This window comes from Bacillus sp. X1(2014), from assembly GCF_007678255.1.
This window is the reverse complement of record NZ_VEED01000002.1, coordinates 303,771-326,247: the sequence shown is the minus strand read 5'-3', so window position 1 is coordinate 326,247 and position 22,477 is coordinate 303,771. Positions and strand designations below refer to the sequence as shown.

At 40.4% G+C, this 22,477-nt stretch carries 20 protein-coding genes; 15 read left to right on the top strand and 5 right to left on the bottom strand.

Annotated elements, in window-relative coordinates; genetic code table 11:
• The first annotated feature begins 97 nt into the window (after positions 1 to 97).
• From FS608_RS05520 to FS608_RS05505, 4 genes are all read left to right on the top strand, one after another.
• On the top strand, positions 98 to 2,260 hold the full coding sequence (locus FS608_RS05520) for a malate synthase G (protein WP_144548255.1): 2,163 nt from the start codon (positions 98 to 100) through the stop codon (positions 2,258 to 2,260).
• Between the two features lie 129 nt (positions 2,261 to 2,389).
• Entirely contained in the window at positions 2,390 to 3,112 is a 723-nt protein-coding gene (gene deoD / locus FS608_RS05515) for a purine-nucleoside phosphorylase (protein WP_144548254.1), read from the top strand.
• 40 nt (positions 3,113 to 3,152) lie between these two features.
• On the top strand, positions 3,153 to 5,105 hold the full coding sequence (locus FS608_RS05510) for an FUSC family protein (protein ID WP_144548253.1): 1,953 nt from the start codon (positions 3,153 to 3,155) through the stop codon (positions 5,103 to 5,105).
• Positions 5,106 to 5,314: 209 nt separating this feature from the next.
• Positions 5,315 to 6,373, top strand: coding sequence for a tartrate dehydrogenase (locus FS608_RS05505; RefSeq protein WP_144548252.1), 1,059 nt, complete (start codon positions 5,315 to 5,317; stop codon positions 6,371 to 6,373).
• 169 nt (positions 6,374 to 6,542) lie between these two features.
• Here FS608_RS05505 and FS608_RS05500 read toward each other — a convergent pair whose 3' ends face one another.
• Complete coding sequence (locus FS608_RS05500) at positions 6,543 to 8,132, bottom strand: acetolactate synthase large subunit (RefSeq protein ID WP_144548251.1); 1,590 nt, start codon at positions 8,130 to 8,132, stop codon at positions 6,543 to 6,545.
• Positions 8,133 to 8,492: 360 nt separating this feature from the next.
• Between FS608_RS05500 and FS608_RS05495 the strand changes: the two genes are divergently transcribed.
• The 3 genes from FS608_RS05495 to FS608_RS05485 all read left to right on the top strand — a co-directional run bounded on the left by FS608_RS05495 (position 8,493) and on the right by FS608_RS05485 (position 10,835).
• Entirely contained in the window at positions 8,493 to 8,945 is a 453-nt protein-coding gene (locus tag FS608_RS05495) for a C40 family peptidase (protein ID WP_144548250.1), read from the top strand.
• Positions 8,946 to 9,063: 118 nt separating this feature from the next.
• A complete protein-coding gene (locus FS608_RS05490; RefSeq protein ID WP_144548249.1) occupies positions 9,064 to 9,999 on the top strand; it encodes an aldo/keto reductase in 936 nt (311 codons plus the stop codon).
• A 257-nt stretch (positions 10,000 to 10,256) separates the two neighbouring features.
• The gene (locus FS608_RS05485) at positions 10,257 to 10,835 is read left to right on the top strand and encodes a DUF2062 domain-containing protein (RefSeq protein ID WP_395947516.1); all 579 of its coding nucleotides are present in this window, start codon (positions 10,257 to 10,259) and stop codon (positions 10,833 to 10,835) included.
• Here FS608_RS05485 and FS608_RS05480 read toward each other — a convergent pair.
• Positions 10,832 to 11,668 (bottom strand): SDR family oxidoreductase, encoded by an 837-nt coding sequence (locus tag FS608_RS05480; RefSeq protein ID WP_144548247.1) that lies wholly within the window; start codon positions 11,666 to 11,668, stop codon positions 10,832 to 10,834. The genes FS608_RS05485 and FS608_RS05480 overlap by 4 nt on opposite strands.
• Before the next feature lie 118 nt (positions 11,669 to 11,786).
• Entirely contained in the window at positions 11,787 to 11,981 is a 195-nt protein-coding gene (locus tag FS608_RS05475; protein ID WP_026567533.1) for an alpha/beta-type small acid-soluble spore protein, read from the bottom strand.
• Positions 11,982 to 12,339: 358 nt separating this feature from the next.
• On the opposite strand from FS608_RS05475, the gene FS608_RS05470 reads away from it, so the two are divergent.
• Positions 12,340 to 13,464 (top strand): NAD(P)/FAD-dependent oxidoreductase, encoded by a 1,125-nt coding sequence (locus tag FS608_RS05470; RefSeq protein WP_144548246.1) that lies wholly within the window; start codon positions 12,340 to 12,342, stop codon positions 13,462 to 13,464.
• An 80-nt stretch (positions 13,465 to 13,544) separates the two neighbouring features.
• On the opposite strand, the gene FS608_RS05465 is transcribed toward FS608_RS05470, so the two are convergent.
• A complete protein-coding gene (locus tag FS608_RS05465) occupies positions 13,545 to 14,240 on the bottom strand; it encodes a response regulator transcription factor (protein WP_144548245.1) in 696 nt (231 codons plus the stop codon).
• Between the two features lie 145 nt (positions 14,241 to 14,385).
• On the opposite strand from FS608_RS05465, the gene FS608_RS05460 reads away from it, so the two are divergent.
• The 7 genes from FS608_RS05460 to FS608_RS05435 all read left to right on the top strand — a co-directional run bounded on the left by FS608_RS05460 (position 14,386) and on the right by FS608_RS05435 (position 21,358).
• Positions 14,386 to 15,333, top strand: coding sequence for an alpha/beta hydrolase (locus FS608_RS05460; RefSeq protein WP_260871583.1), 948 nt, complete (start codon positions 14,386 to 14,388; stop codon positions 15,331 to 15,333).
• A 31-nt stretch (positions 15,334 to 15,364) separates the two neighbouring features.
• Positions 15,365 to 17,011 (top strand): flavin-containing monooxygenase, encoded by a 1,647-nt coding sequence (locus FS608_RS05455; protein ID WP_313958693.1) that lies wholly within the window; start codon positions 15,365 to 15,367, stop codon positions 17,009 to 17,011.
• A 261-nt stretch (positions 17,012 to 17,272) separates the two neighbouring features.
• Positions 17,273 to 18,355, top strand: coding sequence for a sulfate permease (locus FS608_RS05450; RefSeq protein ID WP_144548243.1), 1,083 nt, complete (start codon positions 17,273 to 17,275; stop codon positions 18,353 to 18,355).
• A 103-nt stretch (positions 18,356 to 18,458) separates the two neighbouring features.
• Entirely contained in the window at positions 18,459 to 18,605 is a 147-nt protein-coding gene (locus FS608_RS30710; RefSeq protein ID WP_222127304.1) for a hypothetical protein, read from the top strand.
• Positions 18,606 to 18,803: 198 nt separating this feature from the next.
• Entirely contained in the window at positions 18,804 to 19,724 is a 921-nt protein-coding gene (locus FS608_RS05445; RefSeq protein WP_144548616.1) for a ketopantoate reductase family protein, read from the top strand.
• A 168-nt stretch (positions 19,725 to 19,892) separates the two neighbouring features.
• Entirely contained in the window at positions 19,893 to 20,567 is a 675-nt protein-coding gene (gene yyaC / locus FS608_RS05440; RefSeq protein ID WP_260871582.1) for a spore protease YyaC, read from the top strand.
• A gap of 113 nt (positions 20,568 to 20,680) precedes the next feature.
• Positions 20,681 to 21,358, top strand: a complete 678-nt coding sequence (locus FS608_RS05435) for a GntR family transcriptional regulator (RefSeq protein WP_144548242.1) — start codon at positions 20,681 to 20,683, stop codon at positions 21,356 to 21,358.
• A gap of 53 nt (positions 21,359 to 21,411) precedes the next feature.
• Here FS608_RS05435 and nadX read toward each other — a convergent pair whose 3' ends face one another.
• Positions 21,412 to 22,218: an aspartate dehydrogenase gene (gene nadX / locus FS608_RS05430; protein ID WP_144548241.1), complete on the bottom strand. Its 807-nt coding sequence runs from the start codon at positions 22,216 to 22,218 to the stop codon at positions 21,412 to 21,414.
• Between the last annotated feature and the right edge of the window lie 259 nt (positions 22,219 to 22,477).

The following is a 22,477-nucleotide window of genomic DNA, read 5'->3' as shown; positions in this document are numbered from 1 at the left end:
GAAGGGAGAGCAGGTGTTTTAACAGCAAAGAGATTCGCAGATTCATAAGTTTTGAACCGATGTAAAAGTTTAAGCTACATAAGGAGGAAATGGAAAGATGTCAAACTATGTAAAAATAGGTAATCTTCAAGTAGCGGATGTACTTTATCATTTTATAAACGACAACGCATTACCAGGAACGGGCTTGGACCGTGAGCAGTTCTGGACTAATTTTGAAGCACTCTTTGCTGATCTAACACCCATCAACAACCAACTACTTGCTCGTCGAGATGACCACCAGCATAAAATCAATACTTGGCACAGGAACAATAAAACCTTCCATTTTGAAAATTATAAATTATTTTTGCAAGAAATTGGCTATTTAGAACCAGAGACGGCTGATTTTCAGATTGGCACGGAAAATGTGGATGAAGAAGTAGCCTTAAAAGCTGGGCCGCAGCTTGTCGTTCCAGTCGATAATGCACGATATGCGTTAAATGCAGCTAATGCCCGTTGGGGAAGTCTTTATGACGCCTTATATGGTACGGATGCGATTAGTGAAGATGATGGCGCTAAGCGTGCAGGGGCTTACAATCCGATTCGCGGAGAAAAAGTTATTGCTTTTGCAAGAGAGTTCCTTGATCAAGCCATTCCGCTAAAGCAGTTTTCGCATAAGGACGCGATCAAATATTCGGTCGTTGATGGACGATTAGTAATTTCCCTTGGAAGCGGCGCATCGGTTGGACTTCAAGATGAAGCTAAACTCTGTGGCTACCAAGGAAATCCAGGAGAACCTTCTGCCATTTTGCTGAAAAATAATGGTCTCTATTTTGAAATCCAAATCGATCCAGGCCATCCAATTGGAAAAACCGACCGAGCTGGCGTTAAAGATATTTTCATAGAGTCAGCTCTTACTACAATTATGGATTGTGAAGATTCCGTTGCCGCAGTGGATGCAGAAGATAAGGTCCTTGTTTATTCCAATTGGCTCGGGTTAATGAAAGGCAACTTAACTGCTGCTTTTTCAAAAAATAATAAGACGATTACTCGATCGCTGAGTCCTGACCGATATTATTTCACTCCTACAGGTGAGGAATTTGCCTTAAAAGGGCGTTCTCTCATGTTTGTCCGTATTGTCGGTCATTTAATGAAGAGTCCTGCGATCCTGGATAAGGATGGGAACGAGGTACCAGAAGGGTTAATGGATACTGTCGTTACTAGTTTAATTGCCAAGCATTCACTTTTGGCCAATGGTCCGTATCAGAACTCTGCAAAGGGATCGATTTATATTGTTAAACCAAAAATGCATGGGTCTAAAGAAGTCGCTTTCGCTAACGAGACGTTTAATCGCGTGGAAGATATGCTAGGACTGGAGCGGAATACGCTAAAGATTGGGGTCATGGACGAAGAGCGCCGAACGTCTTTGAACTTGAAAAATTGCATACGTGCAGTAAAGGATCGTATTGTCTTCATTAATACGGGTTTCTTGGACCGGACTGGAGATGAAATCCATACGTCGATGGAAATCGGGGCTGTTATTCGGAAAAATGAAATGAAATTTTCAACATGGCTGCAAAGCTATGAAAAATCCAATGTGTTTGTCGGACTGGCAACTGGTCTAAAGGGCCGGGCTCAGATTGGGAAAGGAATGTGGGCCATGCCGGACCTTATGGCAGAAATGCTCAAGCAAAAAATCGGTCATCTTCAAGCAGGAGGGACTACAGCATGGGTGCCTTCACCAACCGCAGCAACCCTGCATGCGCTACATTATCATCAAATAGATGTTTCAAAGGTGCAAGCTGAGTTAGCAACGGATATTCGGGATTTAAGAGAACAGATTTTAGCCATTCCTGTCGCTGAAAATACTAACTGGACAGCCGAGGAAATTCAGCAAGAGCTTGATAACAATGCACAGGGAATCCTAGGATATGTTGTTCGTTGGGTCGAAATGGGGGTTGGCTGTTCGAAGGTACCGGATATTAATCATGTTGGGTTGATGGAAGACCGTGCGACACTCCGGATTTCGAGCCAGCATATCGCCAACTGGCTCCACCATGGGATTTGTTCAAAGGAACAGGTACTCGGAACCTTAAAGAGAATGGCCAAGGTGGTCGACCAGCAAAACGCGGGAGATCCGGCGTATCGTCCAATGGCTCAAGATTATGAGCAATCTGTCGCCTTTCAAGCAGCTTGCGACTTAGTATTTAAAGGTTTCGACCAGCCAAACGGCTACACCGAGCCAATCTTACATCAGCGCCGCATCGAAGCAAAAGCCAAATAGGGTGTCAGGCACCATGATTAAAAGCACGAGCAACTACAAGTATCAGATGTAGTTGCTTTTTTTGATGAATGAAACGGTAAACTTATGGGAAAATACCTTTGATACTTACTTATTTAAGGAGTGAAACGCATGAGTAATAACACCGTACAAAAGGAAACTCCACATATTAAACCAAATGGAGTAGAAATTGCTGAGACAATACTTTTACCTGGGGATCCTTTACGTGCAAAATTTATTGCTGAAACCTATTTAGAGAATCCGGTTCAATTTAATTCCGTCCGAAATATGTTCGGATTTACAGGGTCCTACCAAGGTAAAAAAGTATCCGTCATGGGAACGGGCATGGGGATGCCTAGTATGAGTCTTTATTCGTGGGAACTGATTCATGTTTTTGGTGTAAAAAATTTGATTCGGATTGGTACATGTGGCGCCATCCAAGACCAGATGAATTTGTATGATATTGTTTTGGCAATGGGGGCATCGACGGATTCTCGCTATGTTCATCAATACAACCTTCCAGGCGAGTTTTCCAATATTGCTTCGTTCTCATTGTTGGAAAAAGCAAAGCAAGGTGCAGATTCAAAGGGTTTTCCAGTTCATGTAGGCAATGTACTTACCAGCGATATTTTTTACAATGCTGACCCTACTGCGATCGAAAAATGGCGCAAAATGGGGATTCTTTGTGTGGAAATGGAAACCGCTGGCCTCTATATGAATGCCGCATATGCTGGAGTCAATGCGTTGACTATTTTGACGGTAAGTGACCATATTATTAGGAATGAACAAACGACACCGGAGGAAAGACAATTAGCTTTTACGAATATGATGGAAATTGCTCTGGGGTTGGCTTGAACCAAGAGCCCTGAATTAATTTTTGGAAAGAAGCGATTTCATGGTTGAAAACCACAAATCAGGAGCATCTTCCTCTAAAGTCTTAACTATTGTAAAGCAAGCAATGGCAGTTAATAAGAAGCCGTTTCCATGGCTAAAGGCATTTTGTGCGGGTATTGCTGCTGCTCTGCCTATTACAATTGGACTGCTCTTTGATCACATTGAATATGGATTATTGGCAGGTATGGGGAGCTTTACCTATCTTTATGTATTTAATATTCCATATGCCCAGCGGGCAAAAAAGATATTTTTTGTCATCCTTGGCATGTGCTTGGTATCAGTATTAGGTACATTTGCTGCTCCTTATCCACTTGCCATCGCCATTTTAATGGGAATCATTGGAGCCACTGCTATTTTTATTTTTGGTGCTTTACGAATAAAGGGACCTTCTGCCATCTTTTTTGTGTTAGTTTTTGCGATGACAACAGGAATGCCGATTCAACCGGAGCTTGCCCCGTTGCGAGCAGGCCTTGTTTTTCTTGGAGGTGCCCTATCGTGGATGATTGCCATGTTTGGTTGGTTCTACAATCCCCATGACCCGGAAACAGGGGTAGTCCAAAGAGTCTATTTGGAATTGGCTTCGTTTCTAGATTCTGTTGGTGCAAAGAAATTTAGTGAGGCAAGACATCGCGTTATGTCCGTTTTAAAAGAAGCAGAGGAAACACTAGCAGCGGGGTATATCCCTTGGCGAACAACAGACCTATTCAATCGTTTATACGTGTTAAATAATCATGCAAATAAAATATTTTTGTTTGTTCTTGAAAATTTTTCAAATGGCCATTCAAACATCCCACCTGAATTAGGGCAGACTGTCCGGGAAATAGCTCATTCATTAGGTAATAAGGATAAGAGTGAACATGTGTCCAAAAAAATTCTTCAGCCAGTTGAGATGGATGAAAAAGTAGCACACCTATTTACAAAAATATATGATGCCGATGCTATCATGAATGAACCAACATCCAAAATAAATCAAACGATTCAAATATCCAAACCATCACTTAAAACTGTTTTTATGGGCGCTTTTGATAAACAATCGATAGTTTTTATTTCGGCAATACGGTTTGGTGTGATCACAATTATTGCTGCAATTATTGCCTTTCAGTTTGGATTTATACGCTCCTATTGGGTGCCTTTATCCTGTGTAGCTGTTTTGTCAGGCTCTACAATTGTCTCCACGTATCATCGTGCGATTCAAAGGGGAGTTGGTACCATCCTCGGTATCTTAATAGCTAGTTTTATTCTGGCTACACATCCTAATGGATACCTAATTGCTTTATTTATTTTATTATTGACGTTTATTACAGAGCTGTTTATTGTAAAAAATTATGGATTAGCTGCACTATTTTTTACACCGAATGCATTACTTATGGCAGAAAGCACTAGTCAAGAAAGCTTTAGCTTTGCATACTTTGCCTCTGCTAGAATAATCGATGTTGCGATTGGTATTTTCATTGGTCTTATCGGGATAGGTTTTGTGGGAAGGCGGTCAGCCTCTAGTCGACTGCCGCATTTAACCACAAAAACAATTCGAAGTCAGGCACAATTTTTGTTTATTCTCTTTTCTAATCAAGGAGAAAGTTTTATTGCTTCAAAGAGTAGAGAATTGAAAAAAATGCGCACGAATATCATTAATTTAATAACTCTATATAATACTGCAGCGGGGGAGATTCCGGTAAATCAAAAGGCATTGGAGCATTATTGGTCCGTTCTTTTTGCGATTGAGCATTTGGGGTTTTTACTAGAAAATTGCTCCAAAACTGATGGGCGGCCGTTTCTTTCGGATGAAGCACTATCCCAAATGCTTTATGCTTTTGAAACGATGGCCAATGCCAGCGATCGGCAATGTGCTCATAGTTTGAAAAGTATCCCTGATATCGAAGGTTTTTCTAGTATTACAAGTGAAATAATCCACCTGCAAAGAGTGCTTCAAAGTGAAAGCATGGTTTCTGTATAACCCCCAAAAATGGCTTCTAGCATTGTTTTGCTATTGGCCATATTTTTTATATCTTAAAAAAGTGTTATGATATTCAAGAATAATTAAAATATTCATTTATTAAAAAAGGGATATGCAGAACTAATCTTTTGGTAGGAGGACATATGCCTATTATGATCAATGTAAAATTTTGTCAAATGTCTTGAGTATTTTATCTAGGTGGTGGGAAAGTGAAAAATTTAAAGATAGCATCTATTCCTGGCGATGGAATTGGAAATGAAGTTGTCCCTGCAGCAATTAGAATAATGGATACCATAGCAAATATTCATGGCGGCATTAGGTTCGATTTCACTCATTTTCCATATGGGTGTGAATACTATTTGAAAAACGGTGCAATGATGGCGACAGATGGACTTGAAAGATTAAGTGATTTTGATGCAATTTTTCTTGGTGCCGTGGGTAATGCTAAGCTTGTTCCAGATCATGTTTCGCTTTGGGGGCTTCTCATCAAGATAAGAAGAGAGTTCGAACAAGTCATAAATATTAGGCCTGCTAAGGTATTAAAAGGCGTGAAATCGCCATTAGTGAACCCAAAGGATTTTGATTTAATTGTAGTGAGAGAAAATAGTGAAGGGGAGTACAGTTCTGTTGGCGGAAGAATCTATCAAGGCGAAGATGAAATTACGATTCAAAACAGCATTTTTTCAAGAAAAGCAACAGAACGTGCGATGCGATATTCTTTTGAACTAGCATTAAAACGTAAAAAGCATGTAACGAGCGCGACGAAGTCTAATGGAATTGTATATTCTATGCCTTTCTGGGATGAAGTTTTCAAAGACGTATCAAAGGATTACCCAAATGTAGATTCAGATTCACAGCACATAGATGCGTTAGCTGCCTTTTTTGTCACTCATCCCGATAAATTCGACGTGATTGTGGCCAGTAATCTTTTTGGCGATATTTTAACCGATTTAGGTGCTGCTATTATGGGAAGTATCGGGGTTGCGCCAGCCGCCAATATTAATGTGAATGGAAAATTTCCTTCGATGTTTGAACCTGTTCATGGATCGGCACCTGATATTATTGGGAAGGGCATCGCAAACCCGATTGGACAGATCTGGACTGCTAAAATGATGCTGGATCATTTTGGTGAAGAAGAGCTTGGGAATTTATTGCTAAAATCAATTGAAAACGTCACAAATGCTGGCATCTTAACACCAGATCTTGGGGGTAAACATACAACTGAAGAAGTTATAGAAGAGATCATAAAGAACTTATTAATAAATTAATTTCTTATGTTATTAAAAAGACTGGAAGTCCGTAAATGAATCAGTTCCACTACTAATTATACGTTAATATTTTGTGTATAAAACGAAAGTAGCTAGAAGTGGAACTGATGTATTTATTCAAATCATTTACTGGAAAAACGAAGTAACCGCTCTAATTGCTAGCAGGCGGTCAATTTTCTAACGCAACTTCGATTAAGAAGATTTCCCCAACAGATTGCAGTGCCTCATTAAAGATGTTTTCAAATTCATCAAGCGTACTCGCCCGCATACCATTAATTCCGAAACTGGCGGCCAATCGGACAAAGTCCGGGTTTTGGAACGTTACTCCGTAGTTATCTCCGAATTTTTTGTTCATTTGTGACACTTCAAGTTTCAGCATCGAGTCATTTAATACAATAATAATGAACGAAAGTCCGAGCCTTTTGGCCGTTTCTATTTCCGCAAAATTCATTAAAGCACCACCATCTCCGGTAATGCAAATAACTGGGTCATTTGGACAAGCAAGCTTCGCTCCAATCGCTCCTGGAATGGCTATTCCCATGGCTGCAAGCCCATTTGAAATGATTAGCCGATTCGGCTTTTTCGGCTGATATATCCGCGCTATCGAAACCTTATGTGCCCCGACATCGGATATCACGATTGTATCTTCTGTAGTATGAGATTCAACACAGTGGAGAACATTCTCGATCGTCAAATGAAGAGTGCCTGACACCAGTTGATTGATTTGATATGCTGCCTTAATTTGGTCCTTCAGTCCTCCTGAAGGAGACCATGATTTCGTTGAGAGACCAGATTGATTAAGGAGTTGTAATGTTTTCTTCAGGTTTCCGACCAGCTCAATCTCTACAGGATAGTAGTCATTGATTTCAGCTGGTAATGCATCGATATGTAAGACAGGAAGTTTCTTCTCATTCCAGTCCTTTGGCAGTTTTTCGACAAAGTCAAAGCCGATGACAATCAGGAGATCTGCCTCTTTTAATCCAGTCAGCACTTCGTCATTTTCCTTAAAACCAAGGGTATAGTAGTTAAGTGGATGTTCTTTAGCGAGCACTCCTTTTGCCATAAAACTATGAGTAACAGGGGATTGAAGAGATTCGACAAAAGTCAGTAGTTCTGGAACTGCCTCTTGCCTATTTACCCCATTTCCGACGATGACAAATGGTTTTGTATGTTTTTTGATTAGGGTACATGCAGCTTCGATTGACTCTTGAAACGGAACACTTTCAGGCAAGGATGTAACGGGTAAGGGACTACCGGCAATCATTTGACTTGAAAAGTTTTCTGGTAAAGTAATTGCAACGGACCCCGGTTTCTCCATTTTTGCCATCCTGAATGCTTTTCGAATCTTCTCTGGAACAGTTTGGGATTCATTGATTTGTGTGCTCCATTTTGTTGCGGGTTCGAACATCTTCACAAGATCCATGTATTGATGGGATTCCCTATGGTGACGCTCCACACCGGCTTGGCCAATGATGGCCACTAGAGGGGAATGGTCGAGCTGTGCGCTGGCCATTCCCGTTATTAAATTGGTGGCGCCAGGACCAAGCGTTGATAAACATACACCTACTTTGTTTGACAATCTTCCATACACATCGGCCATAAATGCCGCTCCTTGCTCATGCCTAACATTAACGTATTGAATTTGAGTTGATTTTGAAAGGGAATCAGCGACGTCCAGCACCTCCGTGCCGACGATTCCAAACACATATTCCACTCCTTCGTTTTCTAAACAATGGACAACTACGTCTGATACCTTCATTATGTCCTCCTTGTCAATATAGTTAGCTATGATTACCATTACCCCGAGTATTTAACGTGCACGGGAATCATACAAAACGTATGATTCCCGTTATCCCAATTTTTCACCCTTCACGGGCAACATACACCAGGTATGATTACCGTTGCCTCGATTTCTCAACCTTTACGGGCATTATACGTTTCCTAAACATAGTATTTTTACCTAAATTCCTATATATTTTGCCTCTGTTAATGAAAAATAGATGATGGCACAAAATTATATTAAAATAATTTTGTAATGATATTGTAATATTGATGAGATGTCACTGTTACACCTTTCTAGTATATTTGAACTATCAAATCACACTAGGAGGTAACAATTATGCTTAAGAAATTCATCGTAGCGTTTGTCATTATCGTTTCTTGTGGCTCTTTGTTTGCTAACATGGGTGATAAAGCGGAAGCAGCATATTATCATACAAAAGCAATTTCGGTTGCAAAGTCTAATATTGGAGTACCATATCAATGGGGCGGAATGGCACCCGGAGGATTTGATTGTTCAGGTCTTATTAAGTATTCCTATGCAAGGGCTGGAAAAAACCTAAATCGTACAGCAGCACAAATGTTCTATGGAAACGGATATCGGATTTATTCTTATATACAACCAGGTGATTTAATGTTTTATGCTCCAACTAAGGCAAGTAAACCAACACATGTAGCGATGTATATCGGGAATGGTAAAATGATTATGGCTTCTTCATCAAAAGGTGTCATGATTACAAGCACAAACAACCCATATTGGCATTCAAGATACGTTGGAACAAAACGCGTTTAAAGACCATCCTTCCTTGATGGTCTTTTTCTTATACATAGAAAAATTAAAGCATTACCTTTGTTTTCTCTTCCATCCGTTTGTTATCATCAAATTAGTAAATTAAGGGAGTTGAACGCTTATGACTAAACATAATCGAATTGGGAAAACAGATTTAATTGTCAATCCAATTGGTCTTGGTACCAATGCCGTTGGGGGCCATAATCTTTTTCCAAACTTGGATGAAGATGCAGGAAGGGAGTTAGTTCGAACTGGTTTGGCTCATGGGATTAATTTCCTTGACACAGCCTATGTCTATGGTTTAGGACGATCAGAGGAAATCATCGGCGAAATTGTGAAGGAAAGTGGGAATCGTTCAGAAATAGTCATCGCCTCCAAAGCAGCACACAAACTGATTGGAAATGAAATGGTTCTTGATAATTCACCGGTTTTTTTAAAACAAGCTGTCGAAGAGAGTTTAAAAAAGCTTCAAACCGATTACATTGATTTATTTTATATCCATTTTCCAGACCAAGATACACCGAAGGACGAAGCGGTTGGGTCATTAAAACAATTGAAGGATGAAGGAAAGATTAGAGCAATCGGGGTGTCTAATTTTCCAATTGATCAACTAAAAGAAGCTAATAAAGATGGTTATGTTGATGTTTATCAAGGGGAATATAACCTACTAAGCCGCGGTGCCGAGCAGGAATTATTTCCATACGTTACCGAACAGCAGATTTCTTTTGTTCCATTTTACCCATTAGCATCTGGATTATTAACTGGTAAGTATTCTCGTGAAACAAAAGTAAATGAAAAGAACCGTAAAAGACCGCAGTTTAAAGAAGGAGTTTTCGAACAAAACTTGGAAAAGATTGAGCAGGTTCGTACTATTGCATTGGAAAAGGTGGCGGAAGTTGCCCAAGTGATTCTTGCATGGTATCTGTCCCGTCCATGCATCGATGTGATTATTCCTGGTGCCAAGCGAGCAGACCAAGTGCTTCATAATTTAAAAACGTTACAGATACAATTAACAGCTGCAGAGATTCAAGAAATTGATCGGATTTTCCCATCTTAAAGGAAAACCAAATAAAGCCGTGAATAGTGATATTTTATCACCTTTCGCGGCTTATTTTTATCAAGAAAGGAATAATAAGAATCATTCCATTTTTATGAAGAAACGAGTCGGGATGAGGAAAAATTATCCTTGGTAATTTATGAGTTCGCTTACAATTATCTTAATTTTTCATTTTTTAGTGTTATGATAATGGTATTAGTTATATCGTCCTAAACACGAAGCTATCTAGTCACGAAAATCTGATGTAAAAAGGAAGAATGCATATGAACAAAAAAAAGAAAAAGCATCATGTTTTTCAACGTATTGGACGGGCTTTTAAGTTGAATTTTATTAAATTGCTTCGTTCTCCAGGTGGTGCCAAAAAAGTATCTTTGGGATTTGCAATAGGTTTTGGCTTAGAAATGATTGTTCTTTCAACTGCTTCCCTTGTTTATATCGTATTTTTACCATTGGTTCGAATGGCAAAAGGTTCTTTGCCGGCGGCAATTATCGGAAATGTCATTGGAAAAATATCCTTTTTACCAGTTTTACTACTGCCGTTAGCAAAACCTATCGGTAAACTGATTTATCCAAATAACGGGAGTATCGGGAATAAAACCCCTTTTTCGTTCGAACAATTGATGCAAGGAGATTTACACAGTGTGGTCAGCTTACTTCACGGAGGTGTCCATGTCTTAATAGGCATGACAATCTTTGGTATCATCCTTGGTATTATTTCATACTTCCTGGTCCATTATTTTTATGAAAAAGAAAAAAAGAAAAGACTGATAAGAATTCGCGACAAGCAAGCCCTTCGTAAAAATAACCTTGTCATTATTGATGCGACAAATAATTAAGGCTTTAGCCGTTTGAGAATAATTGCTTCTAAATGCTTCCACGGCAGCAAATTTTTAAGCCTAAGCATCGTCTTTACACCAGCTCCGATCGGATACCTAAGATCAGGTGATTGCGGCTGCGAGGCAATTTTTGCTGCCAATTTAGCAACCTCGATGGGATTGCCATGCTTGGCTTTTCCTCCTTCAATTTCATGAAGTAAACTTTCCATATAGGATAGGTATGGGGACTCAGGATTGACTTCCATCCCGTCCACACTCGCCCAAATATTGGTTTGATAGGAACCTGGCTCAATGAGGGAAACGTCGATCCCAAATGGCTTCAACTCGAGGCGCAGGCTTTCGCTATAACCTTCAAGTGCGTGTTTGGAAGCGACATAAGCTGATAATCCTGGGAATCCTAGTCGTCCACTAATGCTGCTGATATTGATAATCCTGCCTTGCTTTCTTGCCCGCATCCACGGCAGAACTGCCTGAGTGACAGCAATCACTCCGAACAAATTTGTATCGAATTGACTCCTATACTTTTCAATTGAAAGCTCCTCGCTAAAACCTCCCAGGGCAAACCCTGCATTGTTTACTAATACGTCGACAGCAGGATACTCACGGAGAATATCTTGAAAATGTTGAATGGAATCACTGGAAGTGACATCAAGCGGTTGAACATAAATGAAATCCTCGACATTATTTTCTTTAGCAAGAGTTAATAGAGGCTCTGATTTATTGATATCCCTCATAGTTGCAATCACTGTAAAGCCTTTTACTGCCAATTCAATCACAGTTAGCATCCCAAAGCCGCTTGAAGATCCCGTAACAATCGCTGTTCGTTGTTTCATGATTTTCTCCTTAACTTCTTTTTCTTCTATTTAAACGTAAACTGGCGGAGTTTGTATACCCAAAATTGAAAAAGGCTGTCCCAAATTCTGTGGGACAGCCTGCGATTGAAATCATCCGTTATTGATTTTGATGATTTCTGAGGGTTTGTTCAGCATAAGCGACGAGACGTTTCGTCATTTCGCCGCCGACTGAACCGTTTGCTCGTGCGGTCGTATCAGCACCAAGTTGAACTCCAAACTCGTTGGCAATCTCTTCTTTCATTTGATCTAAAGCATTGTCTGCTCCTGGAACCAATAGTTTGTTTCTAGCTATGATACATCACTCCCGACGAAGTTTTTTGAGCAATGTGTCATTGCTCGTATATAATTTAACCGATTATTATTAATTTCATTAAAAGTAAACCCGGATTTCGGGAGGCTGAGCAAAGGAATAGTGTCCCAATGATAGGGAATATTATCCTTTATATAATTGGGTAAACATTTATTTGAGAAAGTGAGTGATGAATGGTATGATCGAGTTTCCGAAAAATCTTTTTTGTGAAAAGTGCGGCAAAGAAACTGAGCATATGGTCCGCGAAGATGCTTTAGAAATAGAATATATTTGTACCGAATGTAATAATGAACAAGAAATTATCAAGTCCTTTTTTTAAAAATAGTGAAATAGGTGTGTTATGCAGAAAATAATCGTAATTGGAGCAGGAATTCTTGGTGCATCGACCGCCTATCATCTTGCGAAATTAGGCGCACAGGTAACATTGGTAGATCGAGCTGACCCAGGACAGGCAACTGATGCCGCTGCTGGGATTGTTTGCCCTTGGCTTTCTCAGCGGCGCAACAAAGCATGGTATCAGTTAGCCAAAGGAGGAGCTCGTTACTATCCAGAATTAATCGCTCAACTAGAAGCAGATGGCGAGTATGAGACTGGCTATCAACGGGTTGGGGCAATCAGTCTTCATACGGAACTTAATAAACTCGAACAAATGGCGGAACGAGCGAGAAAACGTCGCGACGATGCTCCTGAAATTGGAGAGATTACCATTCTATCGCCTTCTGAAACTAAGCGTCAATTCCCTCCATTATCCGAGGAATACGGGTCTGTTCATGTTAGTGGGGGAGCACGGGTTAATGGCAGGGCATTACGTGAGTCATTAATACGTGCCGCCACAAAACACGGAGTGACATTTCACCACGGGAATGCGTCTCTCGAGATGCAGGGGAATCAAGTAGTCGGAATTAAGACTGCGGAAAGAAGGTATTCTTCAGATCATGTAGTTCTGACTGCAGGTGCATGGTCTAACGAGCTTTTGCAGCCCTTAGGTATAGAGTTTTTAGTCAAACCTCAAAAAGCACAAATCATTCATCTGGAATTACCTAAGACGGATACAAGCCAATGGCCTGTGGTTATGCCGCCTCAAAATCATTACATCCTTACGTTTGAAAATGGCCGTGTTGTTGTCGGATCGACTCATGAAAACGAGGCTGGATTTGACACGCGTGTAACAGCTGGTGGAATTCATGAGATTTTAAACAAAGCGCTAGAAACAGCGCCTGGTCTGGCTGGCTCCACGTATCTTGAAACAAGAGTTGGTTTTCGGCCGTTCACCCCAGGATTTTTGCCTGTGATTGGGGCATTGCCACAATTTGAAGGAATTTATTTAGCCAATGGCCTTGGGGCTTCAGGGTTAACGAGTGGGCCGTACCTTGGTGCAGAACTAGCCAAACTAGTCGTAGGTAAACAAACAGAAATTGACCCCAAAAACTATGATGTGAATGGAGCGCTTTCACCCGCTAAATAAAAAATCAAAAGCACCCATATGGGTGCTGAACCTTTAATCGAGCCTGATGAGTCTATTGTTAATAAAGCGCTTTCAAAAAACTACGTGATAATTCCTCTACGGAATAGTTCGCCAATCGCATGGGAACGATTCTGAACACCAAGTTTTTTAATCGCTGTTTTTACATATTGTTTGACTGTTAATTCGCTAATTTTCATTAGATCTGCCATTTCCTTTGTGCTTTCTCCCCAAGCAATTCTGCGCATCACTTCAAGTTCCCTCTTACTTAAAAATTGCGGGTCCTCCACATTGTCGGATTTCTCCAGAAACTTTCCAACTTCTTTTCCATAACGAGTTAAGGAGGAAAGAAGAATTTCATCAATCTTAGCTCCTTTTATAAACTCATTCGTGCAAATATAGCCAATAATTACGGAACGAAAACAGATAGGGACAACCACAACCGAATGTATACTCGATGATGTTATGTATTTACTGCTTGTTTGCTTCAAATACTCAATTCCTGAACAATACTTCGCTTTCTTTTCATGAATCGCTGAGTAAATAATCGGCAGGGATCGGACATCATCCCGAATATCCCCAATATGTACCAACCCATCAGCGGTTAATAAGATAATACCTTCTCCAAGAAAGCCTAACGGGGAAAATCTAAATAAATAGGCATTCCTGACGGGATAAAGCTCCATGTAAACATCAAGAATTTTAAAAAGTCTTTCTTCATGGCACGTTGCTTCCTCTAATTTTTGAATTTGTTGCTGAAAGGTATACTGAGATGTCAAATTATCATCTCCTTTTTGGGGATATAGCACGTCTAAAATTGGGAATATTCAAATTATACAAAAAAATGTAATCTTTAGATAGACTTTTAAGAAAATCTTTTTCTATGAAAGTTAAAAATTCCTCATTAGGAAAGGAAGATGTTCTTTGGCCAATTTAGATCCGCAAGCAAAAGCTTATTTAGAAATGTTCAGTCAGATGCCATTGATCCAGACATTAGATGCACAAACCGTTAGAGAAATGTTTGCTTTAGCCCCTCCTGTTGAGGTAGAGTTGGCGCAGCTTGCGAAGGTAGAGGACAGAATGATTCCTGTAGCAGATGATACGGAAATCAAAGTCAGGATCTACACACCGGAAGGCCAAGGACCTTTTCCACTGTTTGTCTATTACCATGGCGGCGGCTGGGTAATTGGTGATCTTGAGACGGCCGATCCTAGTTGCCGAATGATTGCCAATCAAACAGGAAGAGTAGTAGTTTCTGTGGATTATAGGCTTGCACCTGAATATAAATTCCCTATCCCCGTAGAAGACTCTTATGCAGCATTAAAGTGGGTTAGTGAAAATGCTGCGGCATTAAATGGAAACGCTTCCAATCTGGTGGTTGGCGGTGATAGTGCTGGTGGGAATTTATCAGCCGTCGTTTCGTTAATCACCAAGGAACAAAATGGTCCAGAAGTAGCAGCCCAAGTTCTTATTTATCCAGTAACAGCATTAGGGTATGACACCAAATCTTATGAAGAGTTTCAACAAGGGTTTGGGCTGGATCGAGATTTAATGAAATGGTTTGGCAATTACTATATTAACAATGAAGAGGATACAAAAAATAAATACATCGCGCCATTATTGGCTGAGGATTTAAGCAATCTTCCGCCGGCATATGTCATTACTGCAGAAAATGATGTCCTTAGGGATGAAGGTTTAGCCTATGCTGAACGCCTAAAACAGGCAGGGGTCAAGGTTGAATCAACCATTGAAGAGGGACTAGTGCATGGTTATTTTACGAATATGGCGGTATTTCCAGAGCGGATTAAAGGATCGATTTCTAAATTCGCCAAGTTTCTAAGTGAAATTGATCAAAAGGTTGGCAGGGTTTAACGATTAATATAGATGCTGGAGGAGGAGTATGATGAAATCTATGAAACAATCGAAACATATTGCTAATTACGACGCTGTTGTTGTTGGGGCAGGTTTTTCGGGGTTATATACGCTTCATCGCTTACGTGAGGCAGGTTTCTCTACCCATGTTTATGAGGCGGGTGATGGTGTTGGCGGTACATGGTATTGGAACCGCTATCCCGGAGCACGCTGTGACTCGGAAAGCATCTATTATAACTATACTTTTTCAGAAGAACTCTATAAAGAATGGACATGGACCTCTAGATATCCTGAGCAGCCAGAGATCCTGCGTTACTTAAACTTTGTCGCAGACAAGTTTGACCTTCGTCGTGACATCCAGTTTAAGACAAGAATAAACGCAGCACATTATAACGAAGAGACGAATAGATGGGAGATCTATTTAAATGATGGGACAAGCGTATCAGCCAAGTTCTTTATCACAGGTGTAGGTTGTCTCTCAGCCGCCAATATTCCAAATTTTAAAGGAGTTCAAAATTTTAAGGGCGACTGGTACCACACCGGGCATTGGCCGCATGAAAAGGTTGATTTCAAGGGGAAGCGGGTAGGAATTATTGGAACAGGATCGACTGGTGTTCAGGCCATCCCAGTCATCGCAGCAGAGGCCGAGCACCTTACTGTGTTCCAGCGGACACCACAGTACTGCGCTCCTGCGCGAAATCACCCTTATGACCCAGAGTACATCCGGAAAACGAAGGAAAATTTCAGCGAAATCAAACGTCAAATGCGTGAATCTCAAGGGGGACAGCCAGTGCCAATCCCTACTAAGTCAGCACTGGAAGTGACACCTGAGGAGCGGGAGCGTGTCTATGAAGAGGCATGGGAGAAAGGTGGATTAGGGCTGTTTAGCGCGTATTATGATATTACAATTAATGAAGCAGCCAACGAAACTGTTGCCGAATTTATTCGGACTAAAATCTGTCAAATCGTTGACGACCCTAATGTAGCCGAAAAACTCCTGCCAAGTTATTTTTATGGGACGAAGCGTCCAATTATTGACACGAATTATTATGAAACATATAACCGTGATAACGTCACATTAGTAGACGTAAAGAAAGCGCCTATTGAGGAAATTACCCCTAATGGGCTCCGGACAACAGACGGGGAGTATGAATTGGACACACTTGTTTTTGCGACAGGATATGATGGAATGACAGGGCCATTGTTAAAAATGGATATCCGAGGTAAAGACGGAGTAACACTGAAGGAGAAATGGGCAGGGGGAGCACAGACAAGGACCTATCTTGGAATCGCCAACGCTGGGTTTCCAAATATGTTCATGATTACTGGACCGGAAAGTCCTTCGGTTCTAAGTAACATGCCAGTCTCGATCGAGCAGCATGTCGAATGGATTGCTGATTGTATTGAGTATATGCAAAAGCATGGTGTGGAAACAATTGAGGCGAATGTTGACGCGGAGGAAGCATGGAGTAAGCATTGCCGGGAAGTGGCTGAATCCACGCTATTTACGAAAACTGACTCATGGTACACTGGTGCAAATATTCCTGGTAAACCGCGTGGATTCCTGATTTATTTAGGTGGAGTCGGCGTATACCGACAAAAATGTGATGAAATTGCAGCGAAGGGATATGAGGGTTTTTCATTATTGTCTTCAACCCAGACTGTTGATCTGGCTTAGCCGGCTACTAATTATCTTTGGAAAAAGAGTCCTCGGACTCTTTTTTTTGTTCAAAAAATTCGGCCTGTCGATTTAAGGACGCTATTTCTGCCTTTTTTAGAAAATTCAAAGACATCTGAAATAATTTATTGATTATTGGGGGGGAGAGCGGTATAATAGTCAACATATTAAATTATTCCTACCTGAATAGTGTGAATTGATGCTGGAACGAGAATATAGTTTACCAGTTTTATAGATTGTGGACATAAGGGGAGATTCTACATGGTTTGGACGTCTATTGCTTTTATAATTGCTTTTTTCTTTGCGATGAATATTGGAGCAAGCGGGACGGCAGCCTCGATGGGGTCAGCCTATGGTGCAGACGCCATAAAGAGTAAGCGACTAGCGATGGTGTTAGTGGCAATGTCCGCTTTCCTAGGGGCAGTGCTGGGCGGTGGAGAGGTTGTAAAAACAATTGGTGAGGGAATTATTCCTTCCCATCTCCTAACGATTAAATTAGTCGTTCTAATCCTTGCTGGAGCTACATTGACATTATTTATTGCAAATATTATTGGAATTCCCCTATCGACAAGTGAGGTTACTGTTGGTTCGATTGTAGGAGCTGGGGTCGCTTTTAAAAGTTTGTACATAAATAACCTGTTGGTGATTGTTTTATTTTGGGTGGTCGTTCCGATTGTTTCATTTCTCATTACGTTTTTCCTTGGAAAAAGCATTTCCGCGGCTGAGAAACGCTGGGTCGGTCTAACGGGAAACGGCAAATGGAAAAAATGGCTGGCAGTTTTACTTGTCGTGGGGGGCTGTTTAGAGGCTTTTTCGGCTGGGATGAATAATGTCGCTAATGCTGTGGGGCCATTGGTTGGGGCCGGGATGATTTCCACCACTAAAGGAATCTGGATTGGCGGGCTCTTCGTTTCAATCGGAGCTATTTTACTAGGGAACAGGGTTCTTGAAACGAATGGGAAGAAGATTACCAGACTGTCTTTACTGGAAGGAAGTGCGGTTTCCTTTACAGGAGGAACTTTGGTTATTGTGTCCTCCTTATTTGGACTACCGATACCGCTGACACAAGTAACGACTTGCGGAATTTTGGGTGTTGGAGCTGCCCAAAAGGGGTTTGGCATTTGGCAGAAATCTATTATTCAGAGAATTCTTAAAGTCTGGCTTATTTCACCACTTGCATCGCTTGTAATAACATATATACTTGTGAATTTGTTAGTGGAGATTAATATTTATAATATTATTATCATTTTAAGCACATTGATCGCAACCGTAGGAGCGTTTAGTCTTTCAGCCAACATCCGCAAGGAGAACAGCACCATTCATGATGATGGTGGTGGAATTTAAATAATAGATTTTAAGAAACCTCTGTTGGTATCCATTCAACAGAGGTTTTATATCTTAATAAAAATAGGCTGTGTTAAAGGTTAATGTTGATTTTAGCACTCTGTTGATTGGAGCGGAAGGCACGAAGACTCCTGCGGGAGTACGGGGCAGGGGAGACCCCGCAGGAGCAAAGCGACGAGGAGAAAGAAATGCGGAAGCGCCTTGTACAGCCCCGACAAGCGTCAGGACCGAAGCGACCTCGAGGGGCTAGGCGCTGCAGCTGGACAGGCTCCCCGGCACGCCCGCGAACCGCTCGTGCCTGGAACGGAAATCAACAGACCAGTTTAACACAGCCTAAAAATAAAATGAGTTATAATACTAGTAGTAAAATAGTTTGTATAAATGTTCTAAACCATTTAGAACATTTTCTTACATACAGTAGACTTATGGGAAAGGAATGAAATTCGTTATGGAGATAAAGAAGGTTTCAATCATTGGCCTAGGAGCATTAGGAATACTATATGGACATCATTTATCGAAGAAAATGCCAAAAGCAGATATACGTATCATCGCAGATCGGGAGCGAATCCATCGATATGAAAATGAACATGTTTTCTGTAATGGAGAACGGTGCGATTTCACTTTCCTGACACCCGATGAATCATGCGAGCCGGCAGATTTGCTGATCTTTACAGTAAAATTTGATGGTTTAAAAGATGCGATTCAATCGGTAAGGCATCATGTGGGTGAGGAGACGATTATATTATCTGCATTAAATGGAATTTCTAGTGAGGCTTTGATTGGAGAGACCTACGGGGATAAACATATTTTATATTGTGTTGCTCAAGGAATGGATGCCGTTAAAGTGGGAAATCAGCTCACCTATGACCATATGGGCATCCTTTGTTTTGGCGAACGGGAACCTGGCGTTATTTCTGATAAGGTCAAGCGTGTTGCCGCATTTTTTGATAAAGTGGAACTTCCCTATGAGATCGAAACGAATATGGTAAAACGGCAATGGGGTAAGTTTATGTTAAATGTAGGGGTCAATCAAACGGTGGCTGTCTATCAGAGTAATTATGGAGAGATTCAGCGTGATGGAGAAGCACGAAAGAAAATGATTGGAGCGATGAGAGAGGTCATCGCGCTTTCCGAAAAAGCAGGAATTAATTTATCAGAAGCTGACTTAGACTATTGGCTAAGTGTATTGGCCACCTTAAGTCCAGACGGAAAACCGTCGATGGCACAGGATGTCGAAGCCAAACGCCACAGCGAAGTAGAATTGTTTGCCGGTACAGTCCTGCACCTAGCCCATCAATACGGTCTATCAACACCGATAAATCAGCAACTGTATGACCGAATTCGTACCATAGAAAGCCAATACAATTAAATTAGTGCCTGACATCATGGGTGTCAGGCACTAATTTGTTACAGAAATGTGAACTAGTCTGAATTTTTTTGTGATTTTTATAAGCTTGGTTATGGAAGGTTTTATTCTTGCTATCATAAAATATAGGTAGATGCATTAAATTCTCGAGAGAAGTGTAGGGGTCATGACGTGGGCAAATGGACAGAATTACGGAACTACAACTTGAGAAGAGGGTTGATGCTAATGTGGCCTTTTGACAGCAAGAAAAAGACGATGGATAAAGCAGCAAGGTCATGCTATTTTTCTATAAAAGAGACCACAGAGGGAAATGAGTTTAAGGAATTTGTTAATAAACTGAAAGAAGTCCTTAACAATACCTCAAGAGAAGTCATTTTCTTATGTGTGGGTTCCGACCGTTCAACAGGAGACTCACTAGGTCCCTTAGTGGGAACGATGCTAAAAGAAACGGACCTTCCATTCCCTGTATATGGCACCTTAGAAAAACCAGTTCATGCCTTAAATATTAACAAGATCCTGAAAGAAATTAATCAAACGCACAAAGATCCGTTTATTTTGGGGATCGATGCTTGTTTGGGAGACGAAAGGCAAATTGGGTTTATTTTTTTAAAAGAAGGCTCATTAATTCCTGGCATGGCTGTCAATAAAAAGCTGCCACATGTGGGTGAATATCATATGAAGGCAGTGGTTAATTACTTAGACCCACTATCGCCCGTACAATCTTTGAATAATACCAGATTATTTACTGTGATGACGATCGCCGAGGTGATGACAAAGATTATTACACAGGCTGCCCTAGGGGAGGGTTCATTTAGTAATAAACCAATAGAAAATCTCAGTAGATAGTAAAGTTCCTTACTAACTATTTTTCTAATGGAAATTCCGTCCAAAGAATTTGATGTTTATAAATAGAGTGAGTTATAATTGGTACAATGTATACCTAGAAAGAGGGAGAAATAGTGGGGAATAATTGGGCCGAGGAAGATTTAATATCCTTACGTGAAAGGGTCTTTATTCATATTAAGGACCTTATTTTAGAGGGGGAATTTAAAACTGGTGATCGCTTAGTGGAACGAGAATTAGCTGAACGATTAAATATCAGCAGGACACCTATCCGTGAAGCGTTATTCAGATTGGAATCTCAAGGGTTTGTCAAAACTGTTCCAAGAAAAGGTGTTATTGTCGCGGATATTTCTGAAAAGGAAATTATTGAAGTATTTACGATTCTTTCCTCACTTGAAGTTTTGGCCGCCAAATTAGCTGTTCAGAAGTTAGATGATGAAACCAAAAGTAAGTTCATCGAGTACAGTAAAAGGGTGGAAGATTGTTTACAGCATAAAAATGATCATGATTTCTCTAATTTACATGGTGAATTGAATCATCTCTTATACAGCTCGGCAAAAAATGCCAAGCTTTATGAGATATTAAGCGGCTTATCGGATTATATTCGTGCCTTTGCTAAGACAGGGTATAAAAATCCGGGCCGGCCTGTACAATCGATGGAAGAACACTTACGAATTATGGAGGCTATTATTAATCAAGAATTAGAAATGGCTGAGTATTTAACGAAAATTCATATTGAAAATTCCCGAAAAGCGTATATTGAGGCAGTCAATCAAGGAAAAGAGAAGAAATAAAAAGAGAAACTCCACCGCTAAAGGGTGGAGTTTCTCTTTTTGTAGAAATGGTATTAAACACCGATTACCACAGATGTCGTTAGGTTTTGCAATACTTTTGCAACACTCATAGCGACGATCGGGCTCGATTTAGGATTTTCCATATATGGATTGTTTTGAATAGTGGTTTCCATTTGCCCGAAATAGCCTTTGGCAACAATGGTATGTGTGTTCATTTGAATGGTCGGGTCTACATACACTTGAACCTTCGTTTCATCAAAGCCAACACCTGCAAGGCTTAGCGCAGCGGATACATTTACATTTTGAGGGAATAATTTTGCTGCATTTCTTGCGGAACCTTCAAAGATACAAAATGGTTCTGCAATCGTTTCTAAATCCACTTTTTCCTCCGCAATTGTTCCATACCAACTTTTTGGTGGCTTCCTCGTAATCAGTGTAATTTCATCAATTGCACCTAACACCCCAGCGGCAATACGATCCAAACCTGCGATGGCCCCTGAGGGGATAATCAGTTGTTTTTTGTATTTTCTAGCTGCCTTCTGTAAGGACTCATAAAAATCTTTATCTGCTAAAGCACCTACGGAAAGGATAACTAAATGACTTCCCGAGGAAATGGCCTTCTCCCCATACAGTTGAAGGGCATGGTGTCCGGCTGCTTCAATGATAATATCTAAATCTTGGTTAAAAAAGATATCTTCATTTGTAGTGACTGTACACTGATCTGGTGATTTGTCCAAAGAACCTAGCGGGGTTCTAACTAAAATGGATTGAAGAATGACATCTCCAGTTTGACCTAACTCAATTAATTCACTTATCCCTTTTCCAAGTGTTCCATATCCAATGATTCCAACTTTAATCATATTTGTTCACCTCGTGATTATTTTATTAGCAGTTATTCAAATAGAAAGCTATCAAACTATGTATAAAGATTATTTTGTATACCATATACCGATAATTAATAAATTTTAGCCGATTAAAGCAATAAAATCAATAGTAATTAAATAAATATAAATAAACTTCTAAATTTTCAAAATAGTTTGCAATGAATAAAGAATAATGGTATATTATTTTCAACCTTTAATAAATAAGGTGTACATAGTGAAAAGGGGTTGGTTTTAT